22 protein-coding genes are annotated in these 24,029 nt (G+C 52.8%); 14 read left to right on the top strand and 8 right to left on the bottom strand.

All coding sequences use genetic code 11. From position 1 onward, the window contains the following. Nucleotides 1–50 precede the first annotated feature (50 nt). From ftsB to rpoS, 9 genes are all read left to right on the top strand, one after another. Nucleotides 51–341, top strand: a complete 291-nt coding sequence (ftsB, locus tag OCL06_RS00115; protein WP_262991689.1) for a cell division protein FtsB — start codon at nt 51–53, stop codon at nt 339–341. Nucleotides 342–344: 3 nt separating this feature from the next. Then, entirely contained in the window at nt 345–1,040 is a 696-nt protein-coding gene (gene ispD / locus OCL06_RS00110; protein WP_262991688.1) for a 2-C-methyl-D-erythritol 4-phosphate cytidylyltransferase, read from the top strand. Between the two features lie 20 nt (nt 1,041–1,060). Next, a complete protein-coding gene (ispF, locus tag OCL06_RS00105) occupies nt 1,061–1,546 on the top strand; it encodes a 2-C-methyl-D-erythritol 2,4-cyclodiphosphate synthase (protein WP_262991687.1) in 486 nt (161 codons plus the stop codon). Then, entirely contained in the window at nt 1,537–2,604 is a 1,068-nt protein-coding gene (truD, locus tag OCL06_RS00100; protein WP_262991686.1) for a tRNA pseudouridine(13) synthase TruD, read from the top strand. Before ispF ends, truD begins: the two co-directional genes overlap by 10 nt. A 12-nt stretch (nt 2,605–2,616) precedes the next feature. Continuing rightward, entirely contained in the window at nt 2,617–3,360 is a 744-nt protein-coding gene (surE, locus tag OCL06_RS00095) for a 5'/3'-nucleotidase SurE (protein ID WP_262991685.1), read from the top strand. Nucleotides 3,361–3,416: 56 nt separating this feature from the next. Next, entirely contained in the window at nt 3,417–4,052 is a 636-nt protein-coding gene (locus OCL06_RS00090) for a protein-L-isoaspartate(D-aspartate) O-methyltransferase (RefSeq protein WP_262991684.1), read from the top strand. Further along, nucleotides 4,049–4,627: a YqaA family protein gene (locus OCL06_RS00085; RefSeq protein WP_262991683.1), complete on the top strand. Its 579-nt coding sequence runs from the start codon at nt 4,049–4,051 to the stop codon at nt 4,625–4,627. The genes OCL06_RS00090 and OCL06_RS00085 overlap by 4 nt, the downstream gene beginning before the upstream one ends. Before the next feature lie 10 nt (nt 4,628–4,637). Continuing rightward, a complete protein-coding gene (locus tag OCL06_RS00080; RefSeq protein WP_262991682.1) occupies nt 4,638–5,492 on the top strand; it encodes a peptidoglycan DD-metalloendopeptidase family protein in 855 nt (284 codons plus the stop codon). Between the two features lie 131 nt (nt 5,493–5,623). Continuing rightward, the gene (gene rpoS, locus OCL06_RS00075; RefSeq protein ID WP_373318419.1) at nt 5,624–6,565 is read left to right on the top strand and encodes an RNA polymerase sigma factor RpoS; all 942 of its coding nucleotides are present in this window, start codon (nt 5,624–5,626) and stop codon (nt 6,563–6,565) included. Nucleotides 6,566–6,716: 151 nt separating this feature from the next. Here rpoS and OCL06_RS00070 read toward each other — a convergent pair whose 3' ends face one another. From OCL06_RS00070 to rplU, 5 genes are all read right to left on the bottom strand, one after another. Then, nucleotides 6,717–6,947, bottom strand: a complete 231-nt coding sequence (locus tag OCL06_RS00070) for a hypothetical protein (RefSeq protein WP_262991681.1) — start codon at nt 6,945–6,947, stop codon at nt 6,717–6,719. Between the two features lie 22 nt (nt 6,948–6,969). Beyond that, nucleotides 6,970–7,464 (bottom strand): type 3 dihydrofolate reductase, encoded by a 495-nt coding sequence (gene folA / locus OCL06_RS00065; RefSeq protein ID WP_262991680.1) that lies wholly within the window; start codon nt 7,462–7,464, stop codon nt 6,970–6,972. A gap of 13 nt (nt 7,465–7,477) precedes the next feature. Continuing rightward, on the bottom strand, nt 7,478–8,638 hold the full coding sequence (gene cgtA / locus OCL06_RS00060; protein ID WP_262991679.1) for an Obg family GTPase CgtA: 1,161 nt from the start codon (nt 8,636–8,638) through the stop codon (nt 7,478–7,480). A 298-nt stretch (nt 8,639–8,936) separates the two neighbouring features. Continuing rightward, on the bottom strand, nt 8,937–9,194 hold the full coding sequence (gene rpmA / locus OCL06_RS00055; RefSeq protein WP_262991678.1) for a 50S ribosomal protein L27: 258 nt from the start codon (nt 9,192–9,194) through the stop codon (nt 8,937–8,939). A gap of 15 nt (nt 9,195–9,209) precedes the next feature. Next, complete coding sequence (rplU, locus tag OCL06_RS00050; RefSeq protein ID WP_262991677.1) at nt 9,210–9,521, bottom strand: 50S ribosomal protein L21; 312 nt, start codon at nt 9,519–9,521, stop codon at nt 9,210–9,212. Nucleotides 9,522–10,007: 486 nt separating this feature from the next. On the opposite strand from rplU, the gene ispB reads away from it, so the two are divergent. Together ispB and OCL06_RS00040 are read left to right on the top strand one after the other, a co-directional pair. Further along, the gene (ispB, locus tag OCL06_RS00045; protein ID WP_262991870.1) at nt 10,008–10,982 is read left to right on the top strand and encodes an octaprenyl diphosphate synthase; all 975 of its coding nucleotides are present in this window, start codon (nt 10,008–10,010) and stop codon (nt 10,980–10,982) included. 221 nt (nt 10,983–11,203) lie between these two features. Beyond that, nucleotides 11,204–13,252, top strand: coding sequence for a S9 family peptidase (locus OCL06_RS00040; protein WP_262991676.1), 2,049 nt, complete (start codon nt 11,204–11,206; stop codon nt 13,250–13,252). A 38-nt stretch (nt 13,253–13,290) separates the two neighbouring features. On the opposite strand, the gene pepQ is transcribed toward OCL06_RS00040, so the two are convergent. Both pepQ and OCL06_RS00030 read right to left on the bottom strand, forming a co-directional pair. Further along, the gene (pepQ, locus tag OCL06_RS00035; RefSeq protein ID WP_262991675.1) at nt 13,291–14,610 is read right to left on the bottom strand and encodes a Xaa-Pro dipeptidase; all 1,320 of its coding nucleotides are present in this window, start codon (nt 14,608–14,610) and stop codon (nt 13,291–13,293) included. Nucleotides 14,611–14,860: 250 nt separating this feature from the next. Next, nucleotides 14,861–16,882 carry a transglycosylase SLT domain-containing protein gene (locus OCL06_RS00030; protein ID WP_262991674.1) on the bottom strand — a complete coding sequence of 674 codons (2,022 nt, stop codon included), beginning with the start codon at nt 16,880–16,882 and terminating at the stop codon, nt 14,861–14,863. 469 nt (nt 16,883–17,351) lie between these two features. Between OCL06_RS00030 and fadB the strand changes: the two genes are divergently transcribed. The 3 genes from fadB (at nt 17,352) to OCL06_RS00015 (ending at nt 21,727) form a co-directional block, all read left to right on the top strand. Next, the gene (fadB, locus tag OCL06_RS00025) at nt 17,352–19,502 is read left to right on the top strand and encodes a fatty acid oxidation complex subunit alpha FadB (protein WP_262991673.1); all 2,151 of its coding nucleotides are present in this window, start codon (nt 17,352–17,354) and stop codon (nt 19,500–19,502) included. A gap of 18 nt (nt 19,503–19,520) precedes the next feature. Then, the gene (gene fadA, locus OCL06_RS00020) at nt 19,521–20,684 is read left to right on the top strand and encodes an acetyl-CoA C-acyltransferase FadA (protein ID WP_262991672.1); all 1,164 of its coding nucleotides are present in this window, start codon (nt 19,521–19,523) and stop codon (nt 20,682–20,684) included. A gap of 125 nt (nt 20,685–20,809) precedes the next feature. Continuing rightward, nucleotides 20,810–21,727, top strand: coding sequence for a cupredoxin domain-containing protein (locus OCL06_RS00015; RefSeq protein WP_262991671.1), 918 nt, complete (start codon nt 20,810–20,812; stop codon nt 21,725–21,727). A gap of 51 nt (nt 21,728–21,778) precedes the next feature. Here OCL06_RS00015 and OCL06_RS00010 read toward each other — a convergent pair whose 3' ends face one another. After that, nucleotides 21,779–22,747 carry an integron integrase gene (locus OCL06_RS00010; protein ID WP_262991670.1) on the bottom strand — a complete coding sequence of 323 codons (969 nt, stop codon included), beginning with the start codon at nt 22,745–22,747 and terminating at the stop codon, nt 21,779–21,781. Nucleotides 22,748–24,029 lie beyond the last annotated feature (1,282 nt).

The following is a 24,029-nucleotide window of genomic DNA, read 5'->3' as shown; positions in this document are numbered from 1 at the left end:
TGCGTTGTACTTCGCATTACACCACTTTCTGATTACAACAGGTGAAAGCCGTGTGGCAAGATAAATGGGTTACCATAGTATTAGTGCTGTTGCTGGTATTGCTGCAGTATCGGCTATGGTCAGGCAAAAACAGCATCCCCGACTACCTGGCACGTAAACAGGAAGTACACGATCAGTCTCTTCAGAACGCCAATCTGGTGCAGCGCAATGCTCTGCTCAAGGCCGACATTAACGACCTTAAAATCGGTCTGGAAGCCATTGAAGAAAGGGCCCGCAACGAGCTGGGACTGGTCAAGGAAGGAGAAACCTTTTATCGTATTCTGCCAGCCGAAAATGAATAACTTATGAGCACCAAACCCGCCATTTATGCTGTTATCCCTGCCGCTGGCATTGGCACCCGCATGCAGGCAGACCGTCCGAAGCAATACCTGACACTGGCTGGTAAAACCATTCTCGAACATACCCTGAACGCGCTGGCCTCCCATGCAGCCATCAGCGAAGTGATTGTAGCGTTACATCCAGACGACCCCTACTTTACCGACCTGCCAGTAGCCGGCAGTCCGTGGCTGACCACAGTCACCGGCGGTAACGAGCGGGCCGATTCAGTACTCAATGCCCTGCGGGCCTTATCGGATGACAGTTGGGCGCTGGTACATGATGCTGCCCGCCCCTGTCTGGATCATGAGGATATCGATCGCCTGCTTACGGTCACCGATCGCGATGATGTAGCCGGCGGGATCCTGGCCACGCCGGTGCGGGACACCATGAAACGGGCTCATGCCGGTCAGGCTACCGTGGCCCACACAGAAAGCCGCGACGACTTGTGGCACGCCCTGACCCCGCAGTTATTCCCCACTGGCCTGCTCAGACAGGCGCTGACCGATGGTCTGGCAGCCGGGCAGCCGATTACCGATGAAGCATCGGCAATGGAACTGGCCGGGTTTGAGGTTGCGCTCATTGACGCCAATCCGGCGAACATCAAAATTACCCGCCCGGCCGATTTGCCGCTGGCGGCATTTTATTTACAACAACAGACTTAGCGAATCACACAGGTTATTTAATGCGAATAGGACACGGTTTCGATGTACATAAGTTTGGCGGCGATGGCCCCATCACCGTAGGCGGTGTACAGATTGAACACAGCCAGGGCTTACTGGCTCACTCCGACGGTGACGTACTTCTGCACGCACTGTGCGATGCGCTGTTAGGCGCCGCGGCCATGGGTGATATTGGCAAGCACTTCCCGGACACTGATGACGAATTTGCCGGCGCCGACTCCCGGGGACTGCTCCGTCACGTGATGGGTTTGCTTGGCGAGCAAGGCTATCAGCTGGTAAACGCCGACATGACCATCGTAGCCCAGGCGCCCAAAATGGCCCCTTTCATCGACACCATGCGCGCACGCATTGCCGAGGACTGTGGCAGCAGCTTGGATGCAATTAATGTGAAAGCCACCACCACTGAAAAGCTCGGTTATACCGGCCGTAAAGAAGGCATTGCCGCCCATGCGGTGGTGCTTATCCAGAAGGAGGGCTCATGGAGCTAACTACCCAACACTGGGAATACCGATATGGCCATCCGGTATCCACCGGTATCTTTAAGTTTCAGGCCGATGACTTTCAGGTCACCGAAGATCTCGGTTATCAGCCTTCCGGCGAGGGCGAACACCAGTTCATTTTTGTAGAAAAAGAAAATACCAATACCGCTTATTTAGCCGAGCAGATCGCCCGCCATACCGGGTTACCGTTGCGTCAGGTGACCTATGCCGGACGCAAGGACAAATATGCCGTGACCCGCCAATGGTTCGGCCTGCACGCCCCCGGCCAGGATGACTTTGATTTTTCCGGTTTCAACCTGGAAGGAGTACGGGTATTGCGTCACACCCGTCATCACAAGAAACTTAAAACCGGGCAGTTAAAAGGCAATGCATTTCAGATTCAGCTTCGTCAGGTTATTAACCCCGAAGCCGTCGAAGAAAAGCTGCAGCAAATCAGTACCCAGGGCGTACCGAATTATTACGGCGAGCAGCGCTTTGGTGTGATGCGGATGAACGATCAGGGCGAAGTCATGCGTGGCGGCAACCTGGTGTTAGCTGAGCGTATGATTGCTGGCGAAACCATTCGTCACCGCAACAAGCGTTCAATGGCCTTGTCGGCGTTGCGCAGCTGGTTGTTTAATGAAGTCATTTCCCACCGGATTGCTACTAACACCTTCGACACCGTGCTTCCCGGCGACGCGGTTATGCTACAAGGCTCCAACAGCTTTTTTGTCAATGATGGCACCGACAGCGAATTGCAGGCCCGCTATGAAGAGGCCGATCTGTCTCCGACCGCCCCGCTCTGGGGGGACGGCGAGCTGCCCTCCCAGTCGCAGGCCCGGACCATGGAAAGTAATCTGGCCAGCACTTATTCCCATGTCTCTGACTTTTTGCAGACCACCGGCTTTGAACAGGAGCGCCGCCCTATAAAAATCTGGCCGCAGCAGCTTGAATGGGTAACTAAGGGTGATACATTAACGCTGTCTTTCAGCCTGCCCAGCGGCTGCTTTGCCACCTCTGTACTGCGTGAGTGTATTGAGACAGTAAACCCGATCAACAGCGTGTAAACAGGTAAGCGAATGAAAATTTTAATGAGTAACGATGACGGTGTCTTCGCCAAAGGTTTGGCGGTGTTACACGAGACCATCGCCAGCGAGCATGACGTCACGGTAATTGCGCCGGATCGCAACTGCAGTGGCGCGTCTAATGCCCTGTCATTACATCAGCCCTTGCGCATCCAGCGCATGGAAAGCGGCTTTTATTCGGTAAATGGCACGCCCTCTGACTGTGTCCACCTGGGGGTAAACCGGTTTTTAAAAGAAGATCCTGAATTGGTTGTCTCCGGCATTAATCACGGCGCCAACCTGGGTGACGATGTGATTTATTCAGGCACTGTTGCAGCAGCCACCGAAGGCCGGTATATGGGCCTGCCTGCCATTGCCGTATCCTTGGTGGGCAAAGAAGGTAAACATTTTGAAACCGCTGCCAGAGTGGTGCTGGACATTATTGCCAAACTGCAACGGCATCCGTTACCGGCGAATCAGATTTTAAATGTGAATGTCCCGGATATTCCCTACGAGGAATTGCAGGGCATTAAAGTGACCCGTCAGGGCCGCCGCCACCGTGCCGAAGGCATGGTGGAAGATACCGACCCGTTTGGCCGGCAAATTTTCTGGTACGGCCCGGCTGGTGCTGAACAGGACGCCGGTCCCGGCACCGACTTTGAGGCGGTAGCCAGCAATTACTGTTCAGTTACACCGCTAAGTGTTGATATGACCGCGTACCAGAGTCTGGACGATATGAAAGCGTGGATGGCCAAGTAAGGATACAGGCCGCCGCGTACACCGACTGGGTTTAATAAGGAAAACGATAAAAAACCATGAGAACATCGAGAAAAGGCCAGGCTTTGGCAGAGCTATTGTATGCGGAAGGGATAAGAAACCAGAATGTGCTGAACGCCATTGCTGGCACACCCCGTGACGCCTTTTTACCTGACGCCCTTAAGCACAAGGCGTATCAGAATACCGCCCTGCCGATTGGCCAGGGGCAGACCATCTCCCAGCCCTATATAGTCGCGAAGATGACAGAGTTACTGCTGGGTGCGCCCAACCCGCCGCAACGGGTACTGGAAATTGGTACAGGCTCGGGCTATCAGACCGCTATTCTGGCCCAGTTGTTTGATAAGGTGTTCTCAGTAGAGCGCATAAAAACTTTGCAGTTTCAGGCCAAACGACGCATGAACCAGCTTGATTTGCACAATATTGCGATGAAGCATGGCGACGGCTGGAAAGGCTGGCCCTCGAAAGGGCTGTACGATGCCATTATCGTGACCGCAGCGGCCAGCAGTCTGCCGCAGGATCTGTGCGATCAGCTAAAAGAAGGTGGGCGCCTGGTCATTCCGGTGGGGGATGAACAACAATCATTGCTGTGTATCGACCGCACCGACGGCGAGCTTATCACCGAAACCGTAGAAGCCGTGCGCTTCGTACCGCTGGTTGCAGGAGACCTGATGTGAAAATTTTCCAGCCTTGCTACGACATGGCTATCCGTTGGTCCCGCCACCGACATGCCAGCCGCTACCTGGGCGGTCTCAGTTTTGCTGAGTCCATGTTCTTCCCTATTCCCCCGGATGTCATGCTGGCGCCCATGGCGCTCTCTCAGCCCTCCCGCGCGTGGTATTTTGCGCTGCTGACTACGCTGACCTCAGTGCTGGGCGGTATTGCCGGGTACGTGTTGGGCTATTTCGCCTTTGAGGCCTGGTTGCAGCCGCTGATTGTGTCGGCGGGCTACCAGCCCAAGCTGGATCAGGCCATGCACTGGTTCACCGAGTATGGCGTGTGGGTGATATTCCTGGCGGGCTTCTCACCTATTCCCTATAAAGTGTTCACTATCAGCGCCGGCTTTTTGCAAATGGCCTTTCTGCCCTTCGTGCTGGCCTCTGCGGTGGGCCGCGGTGCGCGGTTCTTTTTAGTGGCCGGTCTGATGCGATGGGGCGGCTCTGCTATGGAAGCTAAGCTTCGCCAGTATGTGGAAGTGCTCGGCTGGCTGGTGGTGGCGTTGGCGATACTGGCCTACCTGTTACTCAGATAAAGGCCTGACCATGAAGTTCGCAGGAGGCGTCGCATACACCAGTATTTTACTGGCCTTACTGGCTCTGAACGGGTGCGGTAGCACACCGCCCGCGCCCGTGGTTATTCTGGATAGCCAGCCTGAAGAAGACCAGGGCTATACCGACAGTACCTATCAGGTGCAAAAAGGCGACACCCTGTACGCCATTGCCTGGTACACCGGCAGCGATTACCGCGATATTGCACGGTATAACAACCTCAGCCCGCCGTACCCGATCTATCCGGGCCAGACCCTGCGAGTGACCCCGCCACCGAAAATTGCTAAAAAAGCAAGTTCAGCCCCTAAAAAAACAGGTCAGACCACGACTAAAGTATATACAAATACTGTTGACCGGCCAAAAGAGCAGGCGTATGGTGAAAGTGAAAAAATTGTTAATAGCCAGCCACTTAAACGTGCCAAAAAGCCGTCTAAAAGCGTCAAAAAACGGTCGACAAAGGGCTTCCCGAGCAAGGTAGAACGCTGGGTGTGGCCGACCACCGGAAAGTTGGTAGCAACGTTTAGTAAGCAGGAATCCGGCAATAAAGGTATAGATATTCAGGCCGCCAGAGGCACAGCAATTCTGGCTGCCGCCGATGGGAAAGTAGTCTACTCCGGCAATGCGCTGAGAGGGTACGGAAATCTAATCATAATAAAACATACCGACACCTTCTTAAGTGCATACGCGCACAACGACAGCGTCGCCGTGAAAGAACAGCAATGGGTGACCGCCGGTCAGCAAATTGCCACCATGGGAAATAGCGGAACAGATTCGGTAAGGCTTCATTTTGAAGTGAGATATCGTGGCAAGTCATTAGATCCACTGCGGTATCTGCCAGCACAACGCTAACATAACAATAAACAATAATAAGAAATGAAAGGAGATAACGTCATAAGGTAACCAATTAAGCAGGAGATGCAGTTGTGGGTCATATTAAAAATGCTGTAATCGAACCAAAATCTCGCGATGAGTTAGATGAAATGGAAATGTCAGCCCAATTGAAAGCTGGCGAAACCCTTAACGAAGACGCTGAAACCGATAACGAGGACATCGTCGTAACCCCCGAGGAACTTCCCAAGAACCTCGACGCCACCCAGCTGTATCTGGGTGAGATAGGCTACTCGCCACTCCTGACCGCAGAAGAAGAAGTGTATTTTGCACGTCGGGCACTACGCGGCTGTGAAGCCTCCCGCAAGCGCATGATAGTCAGTAACTTGCGCCTGGTGGTAAAAATTGCCCGCCGTTACAACAATCGCGGTCTGGCACTCCTTGACCTCATTGAAGAAGGCAACCTTGGCCTGATCCGGGCCGTTGAAAAATTCGACCCCGAACGCGGGTTCCGGTTTTCTACCTATGCAACCTGGTGGATCCGGCAAACCATCGAGCGGGCGATTATGAATCAGACACGTACCATTCGTCTGCCCATCCATGTCGTAAAAGAGCTGAATATTTATCTGCGTGCCGCCCGTGAATTGTCCCAGAAACTGGACCACGAGCCCACTGCCGAGGAAATTGCAGACGCGCTGGAGAAGCCGGTAGAAGACGTTAGCCGTATGCTGCGACTGAATGAGCGTATTACGTCGGTGGACACGCCAATTGGCGGGGAGAACGACAAGGCGCTGCTGGATATTCTGGCCGATGAAAAAGAGTACGGCCCGGAAGAAAACCTGCAGGACTCCGACATTAAATGCAATATTGTAAAATGGCTGAAAGATCTCAACCCTAAACAACGGGAAGTACTGGCTCGCCGGTTTGGCCTGATGGGTTATGAGCCGTCCACACTGGAAGATGTGGGTGCGGAAATTGGCCTGACCCGGGAGCGGGTGAGACAAATCCAGGTGGAAGCGCTGCGACGTCTGCGCGACACGCTGGGTCATCAGGGACTGACGCTGGAAAACCTGTTTGCCAGAATGAACGGCTAACCGGTTTTACACTCACGCGGTTAACTGCACGCGCTTAGATGAGCGCGGGCGGGAAACTGTGTAAATGGAACCTGCTTACTACCTTTACTGAGCCGCGGTCGTCGCGGCTTTTTTACATGTGAATTTTGACGGGCGCACCCGTGCCGATGGCTTAACTCTCGCGGTTACCGAACAGCGCATTGAGCGCGGCCTGAATAAAACCTACGGTAAGATACTCGCCGTTACTTCGGTCGCTACGGGCGGGGGTAATGTTGCCAACCCCCTCCATGTCGTCACGTTGTTTCTGAGCTGCATTTTCTACCGTTTCGTAGACCAATTGCTGAGGGGTAGCGCTGCAGCCGGCCAACACCAGCACGCCAACCAACACCATTTCCTTATGCATGTGTTTATCCTGAACTTAACGGCTATAAGCGTTTTAACGTCACAAAGCGACAGGCGTACTCATTACGCTCATCTGCCGCCCGGTGCTCACTGGCGACTTCCCGCCACTGGCCAACGGCTTCATAGTCGGGGAAACGGGTGTCGCCCTCAACATTAGCCTCGATGTGAGTGAGGTACAGGGTATCGGTGTAAGGCATAAACGCCTCATAGATGGTGCCGCCACCAATGATCATCACTTCATCAGTCTCGGTGCGCTCAGCCAGAGTGAGCGCCTTGTCCGGATCACTTACTATCTGCGCATCCGCCAGCTGGTAATCAGGCTGGCGGGTGATGACGATATTAGTGCGGCCGGGCAGCGCCCTGCCGATAGACTCATACGTTTTGCGCCCCATGATAACCGGTTTCCCCATGGTCACCGACTTGAAGTGCTTCAAATCCGCTGGCAGATGCCAGGGCATTTCATTATTTGCACCAATAACCCGGTTGGCTGCCATAGCGGCAATCATCGCAATGCGCATGATGTCTCCCTGTTTACTTCCGGTATTCTACTTCAACGTCGTAATCGTCTTCATCCCAGTCATCGTCGTCATCATCGAAGTCTTCGGTGTTTTCGATGGGCTGTTGCGGGCTGGTATCCCATTTGAAGTCTACATTGCCTTCTTCCTGCTCGTCTGCCTCTTCAGCGGGCATGTTCTCCAGGAAGGTCATGATTTCATTACACAAGGGATCTAACCCTATCTTCTGGAATGCAGAGATTTGATAAACCGGGCCTTCCCAGTTCAGTGCTGCTACCACGTGCTGAATTCTTTCTTCTACTTCGTCTTCAAGCAGCAAATCTACTTTGTTGAAAACCAGCCAGCGCGGCTTGCCAGCCAGCTTGGGGCTGTATTTTTCAAGTTCAGCAGTGATGGCTTTGGCATTGTCAGCCGGGTCGCTTTGATCGGCCGGCAACAAGTCGACTATATGCAGCAATATGCGGCAGCGTTCAAGGTGTTTAAGGAACTGGATCCCCAGGCCTGCACCTTCGGCCGCGCCTTCGATAAGACCGGGTATGTCGGCTACCACGAAGCTGCGTTGCGCCGTTTGTCTTACTACGCCAAGGTTAGGCACTAACGTCGTAAACGGATAATCTGCCACTTTAGGTTTAGCCGCCGATACCGAACGAATGAAGGTCGATTTACCGGCATTTGGCATCCCCAGCAAGCCAACATCCGCCAACAGCATCAGTTCAAGCTTCAGATTTCGGATTTCACCGGGTGTGCCATTGGTCTTCTGGCGAGGAGCACGGTTAGTACTGCTTTTAAAGCGCGCGTTGCCCAGACCGTGAAAACCACCTTGTGCGACCTTCATTTTTTGCCCGTGACGGGTTAAGTCGCCCAGTACTTCGCCGGTTTCCACGTCGGTCGCCCGGGTGCCTACTGGCACGCTTAACGTCAGATCAGCACCAGCACGGCCTGTACAGTCGCTACCCTGGCCATTCTTACCACGCTCTGCGCGGTGGAAGCGTTCGAAGCGATAGTCGATCAGGGTATTGAGGTTTTCATCGGCTTGCAGGTAGACGTCACCGCCATCACCGCCGTCGCCGCCATCAGGGCCCCCTTTCGGAATGTATTTTTCTCGCCTAAAGCCAACTACGCCGTTGCCGCCGTCGCCAGCTTCAACACGAATTTCAGCTTCATCTACAAATTTCATCTATCGCTCCGCGTCATAATGACTGTGAGTTTGTTGCCGACCGCGCCGGCGCATGAGTCATACCCAATTCATCTGGTGACCTGGTGTTTTCACCACATGACCTGCACGACACTGCCTGTGCCTGCGAATTATTTAAGGGGTATGCATATATTTTACACCATTGGCCCGATGTGAGCACAAGGTTTTAGGCCGTTTCTGGTAATCGTGCCAGTACCGGCGGTGCGAGCCATTGTACAAAAACAAAAAACCCCGCGAGTGCGGGGTTTTTTCAAAACCTGTTCGGTGAGTGCTTTCGCGCTTACTCAGCTACGATGCTCACGTACTTACGATTTTTAGCCCCTTTCACGTCGAACTGGACTTTACCGTCTTTCAGTGCGAACAAGGTGTGGTCTTTGCCGATACCCATGTTGTCACCGGCGTGGAAACGCGTACCACGTTGGCGAACAATGATGTTACCCGCAAGCACAGACTCACCACCGAAGCGCTTCACACCAAGGCGTTTACTTTCGGAATCGCGACCGTTTTTGGTACTACCACCAGCTTTTTTATGTGCCATGTGTTCGTGCTCCTATTATGCGTTAATGCCAGTGATCTTCACTTCAGTGAACCACTGACGATGACCCATTTGTGAACGAGAGTGCTTACGACGACGGAACTTAACGATTTTTACTTTATCGCCACGACCGTGAGTAATCACTTCTGCTGTCACTTTACCACCTGCAACGATAGGCGTGCCGATTTTTACATCGTCACCGTTGCTAACCATTAATACTTTGTCGAATTCAACCGATTCGCCTGGTGCGACTTCGATTTTTTCAAGACGAACGGTTTGGCCTTCGGCCACACGGTGTTGTTTACCGCCACTTTGGAAAACCGCGTACATACTAAACTCCGCTCTGCGCCACTTGGCGCTTCAATTCAAAAAACAGGGCGCGAATTGTACGTGAAACATCCGGGGATCACAACCCTGAAAACCATAAAAACCGATTATTTTTCACCCGTTGTGAGAATTTCGTCACGAGGGGCCTGAAAAGTCAGTTCTCATATCGATATATCTCACCGGGCGATTCGGTAAACTGCTGATCATTATACTGATACTTTGCCCTCCCGGCTAGTTCAAAAACACGCCACACTCCGCAGCCACCGGTGTGATCACGGAATGATCCCAAGCGATCCGGGGAGCGGTGGCTGCGTACTCTACTGCGCCGCTTGTCTGGCATTGCCGCAAACGGTCAACTACTAACGTAGCCATTCGCAGACAGATAAATAAGGTAAGTGAGGTGTTTTATGGGTCAATCAGGTGGATAGTCGCACTGTTTCAGGTACAATCAGCGTCAACAATAGCCAGACTGAAAAGTTACCCTCGCCTATGGACTTAGACCAGATCCGTTCGCTGACTCATGACGACATGCAAGCGGTGAATGCCCTGATTCAACAACAAGTTGATTCTGACGTTGCATTAATAAACCAACTCGGATTTTACATCGTTAACAGTGGTGGTAAGCGCCTGCGCCCGTTACTGACAGTTCTGGCCGCCCGGGCTATGGGTATTAACAATACACAGCACCACACGCTGGCGGCGATTATTGAGTTTATTCATACCGCCACGTTGCTGCACGATGATGTGGTAGACGAGTCTACCCTGCGTCGCGGCAGAGAAACCGCCAACGCTATCTTTGGCAATCAGGCATCGGTGCTGGTAGGTGATTTTCTGTATACCCGCTCTTTTCAGATGATGGTGAGCCTGCAGCGTATGCGGGTAATGGATATTTTGTCAGAAGCCACTAACCAGATCGCCGAGGGCGAAGTGCTGCAGCTGATGAACTGCAACGACCCCGATACCACGGAAACCCGCTATTTCGACGTGATATACGGTAAAACTGCGCGCCTGTTCGAAGCCGCTACGCAGCTGGCTGCGGTCCTCACCGAGCAGAACGAAGACATTGAACGCGCCATGCAGGAGTACGGTAAGCATTTAGGCACCGCGTTCCAGCTGGCCGACGATATTATGGATTACACCGCTGACAGTGATGACATGGGTAAGAATGCCGGGGATGACCTTGCAGAGGGTAAGCCAACGCTGCCGTTGTTACACGCCATGTGGCATGCTGACAACGAGGCTGATCGTACGCTTATCCGCAGTGCCATTGAAAACAGCGACGGCCTGGCGCACTTAAAACGCATTCAGGGCATTATGGCGGATACCGGCGCCATTGAATACACCACGGCTCGGGCAAATGAAGAAGTGACCATGGCCATTGAAGCCCTGGCGCCGATTACCGACTCTCCTTACAAACAAGCCCTTATCAGTCTTGCCCACCTGTCGGTAGCACGCACCAATTAATCGGATGGCACCGTCCATAACGGTGCCCGCTTCCAGTTTTCAATACCAACAATTTACCCTCTAAACCCTCTCTAGCCCTGCCCGGCCATGCCCTCTGCATCAACACCTCAGATTTGCGGTGAAATTTTCATTTTGTGCTATATTTTTCAGGCGACGAGTTAGGGACAACGAGTTCACTCATGCCGTATTGGCCCTTGTTATTCAACATTGAGGGCCACCCCATGAAACAACTATTTTATTTATTCTTACTCACGGTATTTACTGCCATGCTCACTGGCTGTGCCAGTGACAATAATCGGCTAACCAGTACCAACGACATAACACCCCCCCCGCTCATTGAGCGTGATGTATTGTTCGGCAACCCCACCCGCTATCAGGGCCGGCTGAGTCCTGATGGAACGAAAATGAGCTTTCGTGCCCCTGTAAACGGGGTGATGGAAATTTGGGTAGGCGACCGTGACAATTTTAATAGCGCCGAACCAGTTACCCATGATGGCAATCGGGGCGTGCCTAGTCATTTCTGGGCGCTGGACAGCGAACATGTCCTGTACATGCAGGATCAGGACGGCGATGAGAACTGGCATTTGTACAGTGTGCATCTCAACAGCGGAAAGATTACCGACTTAACTCCCTATGCAGGCGTGCAGGCGCAGCTTATCAGCCAGAGCCGTACGGTTCCCGGGGTGGTGCTGGTGGGTATGAATGATCGTGATGCCCGATGGCATGATGCCTATCGCGTTGATCTTGCCACCGGCAAGCGCACGCTTGAGGCAGAAAACCCTGGCGTGGCTGAGTTCTATGCCGATCATAACCTGAATGTCCGGCTGGCTATGCGGGCGCTGGACAACGGCAGTACCGAAATATTGTCTCAGCACAACGGGCAGTGGAAAACCTGGTTGTCCATTCCCCAGCCCGATGTACTGACCACAAAGATTCTTGGCTTTGATGCCGACAATACGGGCGTGTATATGCTCGACAGCCGCAACCGTGATACCGCTGCATTAGTCCACCTCCCCCTCGGCCAGGACACCCCCACGGTGATTGCGCAGAGCGACAAAGTAGACGTTACCGGTGTACTGATGCACCCGCAAACCCATGCTCCGGTAGCGTATGTGCTGGATTACATTCAACCTGTTTTTCACCCGGTTGAGCGCCGCTATGCAGCCATGATTCAGCAGCTGAATGAAAAGGTGAGCGGCGGCACCGAAGTGCTCGCGCAAACGCTGGATAACCGGTACTGGACTGTGTATGTCGACGAGAGTGATCGCTCGCCGGTCTACAAAATCTATGACACGCAAACCGGCACACTCGATCAACTGTTTGTTACTCAGCCCCAACTCGACAACCATCAGCTTGCGCAAATGCAGGGAGTGGTGATCCCGGCCCGCGATGGGCTTGAATTGGTCAGTTACCTCACCCTGCCACTCACCGCCGACCCTGACCAGGATGGCAAAGCAGAGCATCCGGCGCCACTGGTAATGCTGGTGCATGGTGGCCCGTGGGGACGCGACAGCTTCGGATATGACGCCATAGCTCAGTGGCTGAGTAACCGTGGCTACGCCGTGCTACAGGTAAATTTCCGGTCGTCTACCGGATTCGGTAAAGCCTTTTTGAATGCCGGCAACCACGAATGGGCTCGTGCCATACACAACGACATTCTGGATGCTAAAGACTGGGCGATAGCCAAGGGAATTACCCGCGCTGACGAGGTAGCCATTATGGGTGGCAGCTTTGGCGGTTACGCCACACTGGTCGGCATGACGTTTACGCCGACCACCTTTAGTTGCGGGGTGGATATTGTGGGACCGTCTAATTTGGTCACATTACTTGAGTCCATCCCGCCATACTGGGAAAGTTTTCGTACCGTTTTCCACAATGCTATTGGTGACCCCAATACCGAGGAAGGGCTGGCGATGCTGAAAGAGCGTTCGCCACTGACCCACGTAGATAACATACAGCGTCCATTGCTGATTGCGCAGGGCGCCAATGATCCACGGGTGAAGCAGGCTGAATCAGACCAGATAGTGACAGCCATGAAAGAGCGGGATATTCCGGTCACGTATGTACTCTACCCCGATGAAGGCCATGGCTTTCAGAAACCAGAAAACCGGCTGTCATTTTTCGCAGTGGCAGAATCGTTTCTGGGTGAGTGTCTGGGTGGACGGGTTCAACCGATAGGAGATGATTTTGACGATGCCAGCATTCAGATAGTGCATGGCGGCGAGTATCTGCCTGAGGTTAAGCAGAGCTTACAGGCGTCGGTGCAATAACAGTAAAGGTGAGGGCGTTGCCCTCACCTTCCTAATGCTTATTCCAGCCCCAGGTCCCGGGTCATATTCTCATTGCGGTCGCGATGCACAATAATGTCATCTTCAATGCGAATTCCGCCATAAGGGCGGTACTTGTCGACCGTTTCCCAGTTAATGTATTTAGATGCCGGGGTGGCCTTCAGGTCGGCCAGCAGGCTATCGATGAAGTACAACCCAGGTTCAATGGTAAATACCTGACGGGGCTCAACCACCCGAGTGCAACGCAGGAACGGATGGTCTTCCGGTGCCGGTTTCGGGGTACCGCGATCATCATTAACCAGTCCGCCCACATCATGCACCTGTAGGCCAAGGAAGTGGCCAATACCGTGCGGGAAGAAGGTGCGGGTGATCCCCTGCTCCACGATTTCCTGTGCCGGTAAATTCACAATGCCAGTGTCATGCAGAATCTGGGCAATGCCATCGTGAGCCAGAATGTGAATGTCGGTGTACGCGACACCCGGCTTCAGCGCTTCACCTAAGGTGACGGTGACTTTATCCACCGCGCGAATAAGCTCTGCAAAGTGATTATCTTCCATGGCATAGGTACGGGTAATATCGGCCGCGTAGCCATGATAGGTCGCACCGGCATCAATCAGGAACGAACGGTTTTGTTCAGGCGCCACCTTGTCACACTGCATATAATGCAAAATAGAGGCGTGCTCGTTGAGTGCCACTATGCTGGTGTACGGCACGTCGTTGTCACCCTGCCGGGCCGCTTTGGCGTAGGCCAGGTTAATATCAAACTCGCTGTCACCGTTGCGGAAGGCTTCCGCCGCGGCACGATGACCAGCGACCGCCAGCTTATTCGCTTCGCGCAGGCAATCCAGCTCGTAATCGGTTTTATACGCCCGCTGATAATGGAGGTAATGCAGCACCCGATCGGGGTTCACATTCTCGAAGCCCAGCGCACGGGCAACTTCGATGTACTCACCAATATAAGCCAGCCGCTTCTTGTCGTACGGCAGGTGTTTTTCCACCGCATCGGCCTGCTTAAGCAGCACAATGTCGAAGCAGTCAGTCCAGAAATCGTTTGGCTCAGGCGGTACTTTATGCCAGAAGTCCACCGGCCGGTAGAAAATCAACTTCGGCTTATCAACCCCGTTTACCACCAGCCAGCAGTTTGGGTTGTCTACCACCGGTAACCAGGCTTTGAACTGCGGGTTTACCTTAAACGGGTAGTGGTTATCATCCAGAAACAGTCGTTTACCCTGCCCTGAGTGGATCACCAGGCCGTCCAGTCCTTCCCGTTGCAGGGCTTCGCGTGTACGCGACTGCAACTCTTCAATGTGAGCCTGATAGGTTGCGGTGTGGTCAGTCATAAAACCTCGTTGCTTAGTTACCAAGTACGCCCGGTGCACATGCCCGGTGCCTGCAAGAAACTGTGCCTCGAAGTGCCCTTGGCCGAGTAGGCCGGGTCGCACCCTGTAGCACACAATTTCCGTTTAAAAACGCCCAACAGGGTAACACATCTGGCGGTAAAAGTGACGTATGGTCCCGCCAGCCGCCACTCTCAGCATTAGCAAATGGAAGGATCTGCTGACGCACCGGCCCGAACAGGCCGGGTGCTGGTTATTGCGGTGCCAGCTGCAACTGTCCGGTAGACTGGCTCTCGACGATGGAGGTGGCAGCCGGAATAGGACGGGTGGCCAGCTCATTGAACAGTTCCGAGGGTTCGCCAAGTTGCTGCTCATAGATATACCGGTACGCCAGCACCGCTTTCACATAATGGCGAGTCTCCCGGTACGGGATATTTTCAATCCAGATGTCGGTGGGCAATGCCTGCTTTTCCGGCAACCATTTCAGCACCCGTCGCCAGCCCGCGTTGTAGGAAGCCGACACCAGCACCGGGTTGTCATCCAACTTATCCATCAGGTAGCGCAAATATTGCACCCCGAAGTCGAGATTTTTGTCAGGTTCAAACAGGGTTTTGCGGTTAACCCGTTGCTCGGCAATATACTGTGCAGTGCCCGGCATAAGCTGCATTAGGCCGGTAGCACCTGCCGGTGAGACTGCATCTGACATAAACGAGCTTTCCCGGCGGGCAATCGCCATGGCAAAGGCGCGGGGCACGTTATATGTCTTGCCGACAGAGGAAAACTCCGGCTCGTAGGCCAGCGGGAAGCGCCGTTCCACATCATCCCAGTAACCGCTGCGGGCAAAACTGACAATGGCCTGATCGTACCAGCCCCACTCGCTGGCCAGGATAGCCGCATCTTTTACCCGGCTGCTGTCCAGATTTAACAGCAGGTGGCGCCATTCCCGACGGGCGTCAATGAGTCTGCCTAACTGCAAGAACTCATAGGCACGTTTCGCCGCCGGCTGATTTCTGATTTCGGCAATGGCGTTAGGATCCCGTGGGGTGGGACGGTGCATTAATGAGGGCTTCTTGGCCAGTTTAGCACTGGCCAAGAAGCCGTAGAAACTGCGCTCCCCGGCCAGCGTTTCGTAAAAATACGAGGCCTGCTGAGGCATGCCTAAAGCATCAAAGCTGCGCGCCCGCCAGTACTGAAAGTTGTCTTCGTCCTGGCGCGAGTCTGGCGCATTGCCGATGACTGTGAGCACCTGCTGCCACTGTTGCTGGCGCAGCAGATACGCCACGTGCCAGCGTTTGACGTCTTCATCGGCGCCAGGCGCGTCGGCTTTCATCAACCATTCCCGGGCATCAGGGTGATTATCAATGGCCATACTCAACGCAATGGCGCGGTGAATGTCTGTCAGCTGGTCAGCATTGAAAACACCTTTCGGCTGCCACAAGAAATACCCTTTCACGGCGTCATCTGCCGACTGCCACGCCAGCCGTTCCAGCGCGTAGGCCAGAATGCGGGCCTCTTCAGCTTTGTTAGTCAGCGGAAACCGGGACTTTTTGAGCGCGGTCCGCGGTGCCCGGCGAACCTGCTCCCATAGATCGGCTAAGTAATAATTTTCGTCAGCCAGCCGCTTTTGCAGGTAGGGCACCAACCGGACATTGCCGCCCGTTGCCGCTTTACGAATACGGGTAAGCAGTTTTTCATCGGTCATCAGGCCCTGCTCGCGCCACCGTGCAAACAAATCGTCGCACTCATTTGGCTGAGATTGCCCGGATAACCAGATGTCATCCACTTTGGACAGCCAATACACCGGATTGGTGGCTTCTTCCAGCTGATATTCCAGATACTGGCAGGTAATTGCTGCGCCCATATTGTCGCGGTAGCTGGCAAGAAATGCCTCTTTATGGCCTTTTTCGGCCAGGTATTGCAGCCAGCGCCGGCGGAAACTATAAACGAAGGGGTCGCCATCGTAAGCCGATAAAAACTGCTCCACTTCGTTGCGCTGACGAATGTTCAGCTGGCGTAACAGCCGTTGGCGCACCAAATAGGGGTACAGGGGGTACCCTTCCAGCGCCTCAAACTGACTGTTTAACTGGGGAAACTTGCTGGTTGGGGTGGTATGAATGGCCTTTTCCAGGCTTACAAACGCCTCGCGCTGGGCATCTTTGCCGTCTTGCGGTAACAACGGGGCAGCGTCGGCCAGACCGGCGACCACCAAACATAACATTACTAACCACCCGCCTGTGCGACGGATATATCCTGCTTGTTTTACCTCTACTTCCATTATTGCCATCCTACCCGAGAATTCCTGATAACTTCTGAGCATGCGGGTGAAATGCATGCGACTTTCGTACCGCCTCGCAGCCAACTCACTGCCGAAGGACACCTGCACAAAAAGTGTAACGTGTGCGTTCCGAGTTTGCTGACGGAACCTCTTGCCTTCCGCTGTGCTCTATATGGTGGTTTGTTATTGTAAGGATTGGCTATCACCATGAGTAACTACCATTATACTAGGTAGCTGGATGAATTCGAGCTTGAATTATGTTCACAAGCCGCCATCTTTTGCGTAAATTAAACAGTTGTTTGAATTTTTCATTGAAATTTCGTGTGGCTTTGACAAGAATCAATCCACCCTAACGCGTCAGCACAGATAACCGGGGAGAGATGAGGCGGCGAAATGCCGTGCTTTCCACCTTGTACCCAACACCGGGCAATACGTGCTGGCACCCTGGCCAATGCCAAAGGAGATGATAATGATATACGAAGGCAAGAGTCTGACCGTCAGCCTGCTTGACGACGGATTTGCAGAGCTGGTGTTTGATGCCGCCGGTTCGGTTAACAAATTCGACCGCCAGACCGTAAGCGAGCTGGATGAAGCCACTCAGGCACTGAAAGGCCGCGACGATGTGAAAGGCGTTCTGGTACGCAGTGGCAAGTCTGCATTCATTGTGGGCGCCGACATCACCGAATTTACCGACTTATTCAGCAAGAACGATGACGAAATCCTTAGCTGGGTAGGCAAAACCTCCCAGGTTTTCGACCGCTTTGAAGACTTACCCTTCCCTACCATTGCTGCCGTGAACGGCTTTGCACTGGGTGGCGGGTGTGAGATGACCCTGGCTTGTGACTTACGGGTAGCCGATACGTCGGCGTCGATTGGTCTGCCAGAAGTGAAGCTGGGGCTAATGCCTGGCTTCGGTGGCACGGTGCGTCTGCCACGTCTGATTGGTTCTGACAATGCACTGGAGTGGATGACCACCGGTAAAGATCGCAAAGGCCCGCAGGCGCTGCAGGAAGGTGCCGTGGATGCTGTAGTCGCGCCCGATAAATTGCGTGACGCTGCACTGGCTATGCTGAAAGATGCTGCCGCCGGCAAAATTGACAGGGAAAAGCGTCGCACAGCGAAAAAAGCGCCTTTGTCACTGAATAAAAACGAAGCCACCATGAGTTTCTCTACCGCACAGGCTATGGTTGCTGCCAAAGCCGGTAAGCACTACCCGGCGCCGCACATGATGGTGGAAACCGTGAAGAATGCTGCGGGACTGGATCGCGACGGTGCGCTGAAGCTGGAAAATGAAGGCTTCGTGAAACTGGCCAAAACCGATGCGGCCAAAGCACAAATTGGTATTTTCCTGTCTGACCAACTGGTGAAAGGCAAAGGAAAGAAGCAGGCGAAGGCCTCTGACAAAGCCATCAACCTGACCGCCGTGCTGGGCGCAGGCATTATGGGCGGCGGTATTGCTTATCAGGCGGCGTCTAAAGGCCAACCTGTGGTCATGAAAGACATTAACCGCGATGCCCTGGATTTGGGTCTCAAGGAAGCCGCGAAAATTCTGGGTAAAGGCATGCAGCGCGGCAAAGTCGACGCGACGAAAATGGCCTCCACCCTTAATGCGATTACTCCCACACTGGAATATTCCACGCTGAAAGATGCCGACCTGGTCATTGAAGCTGTGGTAGAAAATCCGAAAGTGAAAGGCATGGTGCTAAAAGAAGTGGAAGAGACGGTGGCCGACGATGCCATTATCTGCTCAAACACTTCAACGATTTCCATCGATCAGCTGGCCGGTAACCTGAAGCACCCCGAGCGCTTCTGTGGCATGCATTTCTTCAACCCGGTTCACCGTATGCCGCTGGTTGAAATTATCCGTGGCGAAAAAACCTCAGACGCTACCATCAAGGCAGTGGTTGCGGCCACGCTGAAAATGGGCAAGACCCCGATTGTCGTGAACGATTGCCCGGGGTTCCTGGTTAACCGCGTGCTATTCCCTTACTTCGCCGGTTTCAGCAAGCTGGTACTCGACGGTGCCGACTTTGCGAAAGTGGACAAAGTGATGGAAAAAGACTTCGGCTGGCCAATGGGCCCTGCCTACCTGCTTGATGTCGTCGGCATGGACACTGCGGATCACGCCGCCGGTGTAATGGCCGACGGTATACCAGAGCGGATGCAGAAAATTGGCAACGATCCGGTCACTATTCAGTTTAACGCTGAGCGATTGGGCCAGAAAAACGGCAAAGGCTTTTACGAATACGGCACCGACAAGCGCGGTCGTCCCACCAAAGAAGCCTCGCAGGATGCATATGGTCTGATGCAATCGCATGTGGCTGACAGCCGTGATTTTGACAAAGACGAAATTATTGCCCGCCTGATGGTGCCCATGGCCAACGAAGCCATTCGTTGTCTGGAAGAAGGCATTGTAGACAGTGCCTCGGAAGCCGACATGGCGCTGCTGTACGGTTTAGGCTTCCCGCCGTTCCGTGGGGGCATTTTCCGCTGGATAGAAACAATTGGGTTAGCGAACTTTGTTGAAATGGCTGACAAATACGCTCACTTAGGACCGATTTACCAGGTAACAGACGGCGTGCGCCAAATGGCCGCCGACGGTAAATCTTACTTCGCATAACCCCAAAGGAGACTGAACATGAAAGACGTCGTAGTAATCGATTGCATTCGAACCCCGATGGGGCGCTCCAAAGGTGGGGTATTCCGTAACGTGCGCGCTGAAACGCTGTCAGCCCATCTGATGAGCGCGCTGTTGGCGCGTAATCCGAATTTAGACCCTACTGAGATTGAAGACATCATCTGGGGCTGTGTACAACAGACCAAAGAACAGGGCTTCAACATTGCCCGGAACGCTCAGCTGCTGACCGACATCCCGCGCAGCACCAGTGCCGTTACCGTTAACCGCCTGTGTGGCTCAAGCATGCAGGCCCTGCACGATGCGGCCAAGGGCATTATGACCGGCAACGGTGATGTGTTCATGATTGGTGGTGTGGAGCACATGGGCCACGTGCCCATGACGTTCAACGTAGACTTCCATCCTGCGCTGGCGAAATACACCGCCAAGGCGTCGGGCAATATGGGCATGACCGCCGAATTGCTGGGCCGCCAGAATGGCATCAGCCGTGAAATGCAGGATGAGTTCGGCGCCCGCTCACACCAGCGTGCGCACCAAGCACATCTGGAAGGCCGCTGGGACAATGAAATTGTGCCGGTGGAAGGTCACGATGCCGACGGCGTGCTGAAAATGGTCGATCATGACGAAGTGATCCGCCCGGAAAGCACAGTAGAGACCATGGCATCGCTGCGCCCGGTATTCGACCCGGTAAACGGTACCGTGACGGCGGGCACCTCGTCTGCCATTTCTGACGGTGCTTCGGCCATGCTGCTGATGTCTGCCGATAAGGCCAAAGCCCTGGGTCTGACGCCGCGGGCGCGCATCCGTGCGATGGGCGTGTCTGGCTGTGACGCGGCGATTATGGGTCAGGGGCCGGTACCGGCCACCCAGAAAGCACTTAAGCGCGCGGGTATGACCATGGACGACATTGAACTGGCCGAGTTTAATGAAGCCTTCGCTGCGCAGGCGCTGTCATGCATTAAACAGCTGGGCTGGCTGGACAAATACGACGAAAAAGTGAACCTGAATGGCGGTGCTATTGCACTGGGTCATCCACTGGGTTGCTCTGGAGCGCGTATCAGTACCACCCTGCTTAACCTGATGGAGTCCAACGATAAGAACGTTGGTCTGGCCACCATGTGTATTGGTCTGGGTCAGGGTATTGCCACTATCTTCGAGCGCGTGTAAACCGCTCGCGATGAGGAAAAGGGCCTGCGGGCCCTTTTTTATTGCCTTTAGGCAAGTTGATATCCCATGCGTTTAGACTAGGCTTATTCGCATATATATGAAGCAATCCTGTTACGGAGCCTGCCATGAACGCGCTACGCCTGATCAAAGGAGGAGTGTTTGGGTTATTTCTAATGGTGTTTACCCTTACCAGTCGCCACGCCCTTGCCAACCCACAACATGGTGATGTAGTGCCCATCATCACCACAGAATACGAAATTCAAGCACCAGATAGCTTATCGATGGGCTGGAACACCTTCTCATTTTCCAATAAGGGTAATCAAGTACACTTCGTAGCTATGTATCGTTTGGCGGACGGTAAAACTATCGAAGACCAACTTGAGCATGTTGTCCCTGTCTTCGAAACGTTAATGGAAAGTTTACGCGGTGGTGAATTATCAAAATCGGATATTGGACCTTTTTTTGAACAAAATATTCCCGAATGGGGCCTGCAGATGACATGGGTAGGAGGGGTTGGTTTATTATCACCTGGCCGCACTTCCAGTGCGACATTCAATATTCAGCGACCAGGAACATATCTGGTTGAATGTTACGTAAAGGCGCCAGATGGTAAATGGCACACGGCCATGGGCATGCTTAAGCAAATAGAGGTGGGCTCATCACCATTAATTAAATCGCCTCCGAAAGCAGATTATACCTTAACAGTCACAAATTCAGGGGTAACCGGCCCCCGCGAAATTCCGCCGGGTAAGTATACATTCCGCATAAACATTGACGAAGATCCCGATGGATTTATGCCCTATGACCTCAATCTGGCCCAACTGGGGTCTACTCCCGATTTGGAAAGACTTTATTTCTGGATGGATTGGACTAACGTTGGTGGGTTGCGCGCTCCGGCTCCGGTGAATTTTCTGGGCGGGTTGGAACACATGCGAGCAGGAAATCATGGCTACGTGACCGTTGACCTTCGGGTTGGCAACTACTTATGGGTTTCAGAAGTCAATGCAGCAAAAATTAATTTGCCCTTTGTAGTAAGAAATTGACGGTATAACGGGGCCGGTAACGAATAGGGTTAATACTAATCTCCAAGCCATCTAAAGAGTAAGATTCGATAATGGGCTGACCACCCCGTGCGCGCCCTGTTGCAGTATGTGAGTATAAATTTGGGTTGTGCGTACATCGGCATGCCCGAGCTGATCCTGCACGGTACGGATATCGGCACCGGACTGTAGCAAGTGGGTGGCAAAGGAGTGGCGCAGAGTATGCGGCGTTACATGCTTGATAATACCGGCATCATTGGCCGCCCGGCGCACTGCCCGCTGGATTTGCTTTTCGTCGATATGATGGCGGCGCAACTGATTACTTTCGGGATCGATACTCAGCTTGTGCGAAGGGAACAGGTACTGCCATTCCAGTTTACGGTTACGGGCCTGGTATTTTTTGCGCAGGCCGTCAGGTAGCCAGGCACCGGCGAATGCGGGTACCTGCACATCGCGCTCCAGTAACTCAGTGGCTTTTGTAATATGGGTTTCCAGCAGCGGAATAAGCGACTCTGACAAGGTGGCTACCCGATGCTTGCCGCCTTTACCGAACCAGATGCGTACGCATTTATAATCGAAATCGATATCCCCCACGCGCAGTCGCACACACTCCATGAGCCTGAGTCCACTGCCATACAGCATGGCAACGGCCAGGTAATGTTGCTGGCTAACACGCCCCAACAACGCTTTCACCTCTTGCTGAGTAAGCACCACTGGTAATTTACGCTCGCGCCCGCTATTAATAAAATTCATTTCCTGCGGCAGCGGTTGCTCCAGATACTTGGCGTACAGAAACACCAACGCATTCAATGCGGTGGCCTGAGTAGATGCCGCGGCCTTCCGCCGAATGGCCAGATGGGTTAAGTAAGCTTCTACGTGTGTCGCGTTTAGCTGCTCAGGGTGGGTTAGATTATGAAAGCGAATGTAATCGGCTATCCAGGTGAGATAGGTCTCAATAGTGCGCTTGGCATAGCGCTTCATAATCATGTATTCATAGAGAGCAGCGATAAACTTAGATTTCATAGGCGGTGGAAAATAAAAAGCAGCCTACCGGCAAAGTTTTTCGAAAAATACTGACCGTTGGCCGGGTTTCGGTACTCACCATGAGCAAAGTACACCACCAAAATTATTCAGGCGTTTTGGTGTTTTTAGTTCATGAGCAGAAAGCCCCACGATGGTTTTTCACTTTCGTATTGGGGAATTATCGCGTAATCTCTGGTTATTATAAAAACTAAAAACCCCGTTTCGGTTTTGGGAATCAGACCGGTTGGGGATCTAGTAAATTGTTAGGTGAAACTGGAATGTTTACCTTTGGATTGAAGAAAAAAGATATCGCTTGCTGTTTGCTTTGTTACAACGAGGCGGAATATGTCTTTTCAAAAAACATATGGAATGCGCTTCTTTCAATTGCACTAATCTTTTATGCCATTGCATTTTTGTCCTTAGTGCTCTTTGCTCCTTCAATCTTGCAGGTGTTCATTGCAGGCATTGTCGCTTCGGTCTGTGGTATTTACACCAAACTTTTAATGTATGTAGAGCTTCGGTGTAAAAAATGCGGCAATTCACTGCTAATCCAACCCTAGGTTGTGTTTACTTTTCCACCTAACAAACGCATTAACACTCGCTGCGCTCGCTGGGGACAAAAATACGTAGGCTCCCTCGCTTCGCTTGGTATTGTAGCCTACGTATTTTTGCCCGTTATGCGGGTGTTATATGCCATAAGGATGTAATGGACATAAATTTCCCCAAACACAAAAGAGTCGCGCATTCATTGGCCCTTTTCGTATTGCCTGCTTTTTGTGTACTAGTTGGCTTAGTTTTTATGGGCGTAAATCTGTGGTTATCAGTTTTTCTATCTTTCTTGGCTGTTGGAGTTACGTTCTTTTTGAGAATATATCGCTATAGGCGACATCACTCAAAATTCTTAGACTGTTTCGGAAAAAGCATCAAAAATTCATATTTTTATCAGTCGGAATATGCAATTGGAGCAGTTCCTTTTGAAAATAAGTTTCTATCATGCTCTGCTAGGATAGATGGAGATAATTTGTTGTTCGGGCGGTCTAGACATTTTAGGTCAGTCGAATTGGGGAAAATAATTGATATAGAAATACTCCAATGCTTGGGGCACGAAGTAGCAAAGCTAGAGATTGAAGATAGCAAAGACAGTCGTCCACTATTCATTCCTTGGTCTCCTTTATTGGCAGAAAAGGTAAAATTTAGCAATGGCACTTAGTATCAACTCCCAAGTGCAACATTGATCACGCATAATCATTCTTCATCTCCCAAGGTGTTTTAAATCCATACC

This window comes from Alteromonas salexigens (genome assembly GCF_025628895.1).
GTDB classification, from domain to species: domain Bacteria; phylum Pseudomonadota; class Gammaproteobacteria; order Enterobacterales; family Alteromonadaceae; genus Alteromonas; species Alteromonas salexigens.
Note: the sequence above shows the minus strand (reverse complement) of the source record. Positions and strands in the feature narration are given on the sequence as shown.

Excerpts from the sequence above, each read along its gene's own strand:
- OCL06_RS00070 (WP_262991681.1), bottom strand. The coding sequence starts at position 6,947 with ATGCATAAGGAAATGGTGTTGGTTGGCGTGCTGGTGTTGGCCGGCTGC.
- truD (WP_262991686.1), top strand. The coding sequence starts at position 1,537 with ATGGAGCTAACTACCCAACACTGGGAATACCGATATGGCCATCCGGTA.
- rpmA (WP_262991678.1), bottom strand. The coding sequence starts at position 9,194 with ATGGCACATAAAAAAGCTGGTGGTAGTACCAAAAACGGTCGCGATTCC.
- surE (WP_262991685.1), top strand. The coding sequence starts at position 2,617 with ATGAAAATTTTAATGAGTAACGATGACGGTGTCTTCGCCAAAGGTTTG.
- OCL06_RS00090 (WP_262991684.1), top strand. The coding sequence starts at position 3,417 with ATGAGAACATCGAGAAAAGGCCAGGCTTTGGCAGAGCTATTGTATGCG.
- OCL06_RS00040 (WP_262991676.1), top strand. The coding sequence starts at position 11,204 with ATGAAACAACTATTTTATTTATTCTTACTCACGGTATTTACTGCCATG.
- ispF (WP_262991687.1), top strand. The coding sequence starts at position 1,061 with ATGCGAATAGGACACGGTTTCGATGTACATAAGTTTGGCGGCGATGGC.
- ispD (WP_262991688.1), top strand. The coding sequence starts at position 345 with ATGAGCACCAAACCCGCCATTTATGCTGTTATCCCTGCCGCTGGCATT.
- OCL06_RS00080 (WP_262991682.1), top strand. The coding sequence starts at position 4,638 with ATGAAGTTCGCAGGAGGCGTCGCATACACCAGTATTTTACTGGCCTTA.
- cgtA (WP_262991679.1), bottom strand. The coding sequence starts at position 8,638 with ATGAAATTTGTAGATGAAGCTGAAATTCGTGTTGAAGCTGGCGACGGC.
- rpoS (WP_373318419.1), top strand. The coding sequence starts at position 5,624 with ATGGAAATGTCAGCCCAATTGAAAGCTGGCGAAACCCTTAACGAAGAC.
- fadB (WP_262991673.1), top strand. The coding sequence starts at position 17,352 with ATGATATACGAAGGCAAGAGTCTGACCGTCAGCCTGCTTGACGACGGA.
- fadA (WP_262991672.1), top strand. The coding sequence starts at position 19,521 with ATGAAAGACGTCGTAGTAATCGATTGCATTCGAACCCCGATGGGGCGC.
- pepQ (WP_262991675.1), bottom strand. The coding sequence starts at position 14,610 with ATGACTGACCACACCGCAACCTATCAGGCTCACATTGAAGAGTTGCAG.
- ispB (WP_262991870.1), top strand. The coding sequence starts at position 10,008 with ATGGACTTAGACCAGATCCGTTCGCTGACTCATGACGACATGCAAGCG.
- OCL06_RS00015 (WP_262991671.1), top strand. The coding sequence starts at position 20,810 with ATGAACGCGCTACGCCTGATCAAAGGAGGAGTGTTTGGGTTATTTCTA.
- folA (WP_262991680.1), bottom strand. The coding sequence starts at position 7,464 with ATGCGCATTGCGATGATTGCCGCTATGGCAGCCAACCGGGTTATTGGT.
- rplU (WP_262991677.1), bottom strand. The coding sequence starts at position 9,521 with ATGTACGCGGTTTTCCAAAGTGGCGGTAAACAACACCGTGTGGCCGAA.
- OCL06_RS00030 (WP_262991674.1), bottom strand. The coding sequence starts at position 16,882 with ATGGAAGTAGAGGTAAAACAAGCAGGATATATCCGTCGCACAGGCGGG.
- OCL06_RS00010 (WP_262991670.1), bottom strand. The coding sequence starts at position 22,747 with ATGAAATCTAAGTTTATCGCTGCTCTCTATGAATACATGATTATGAAG.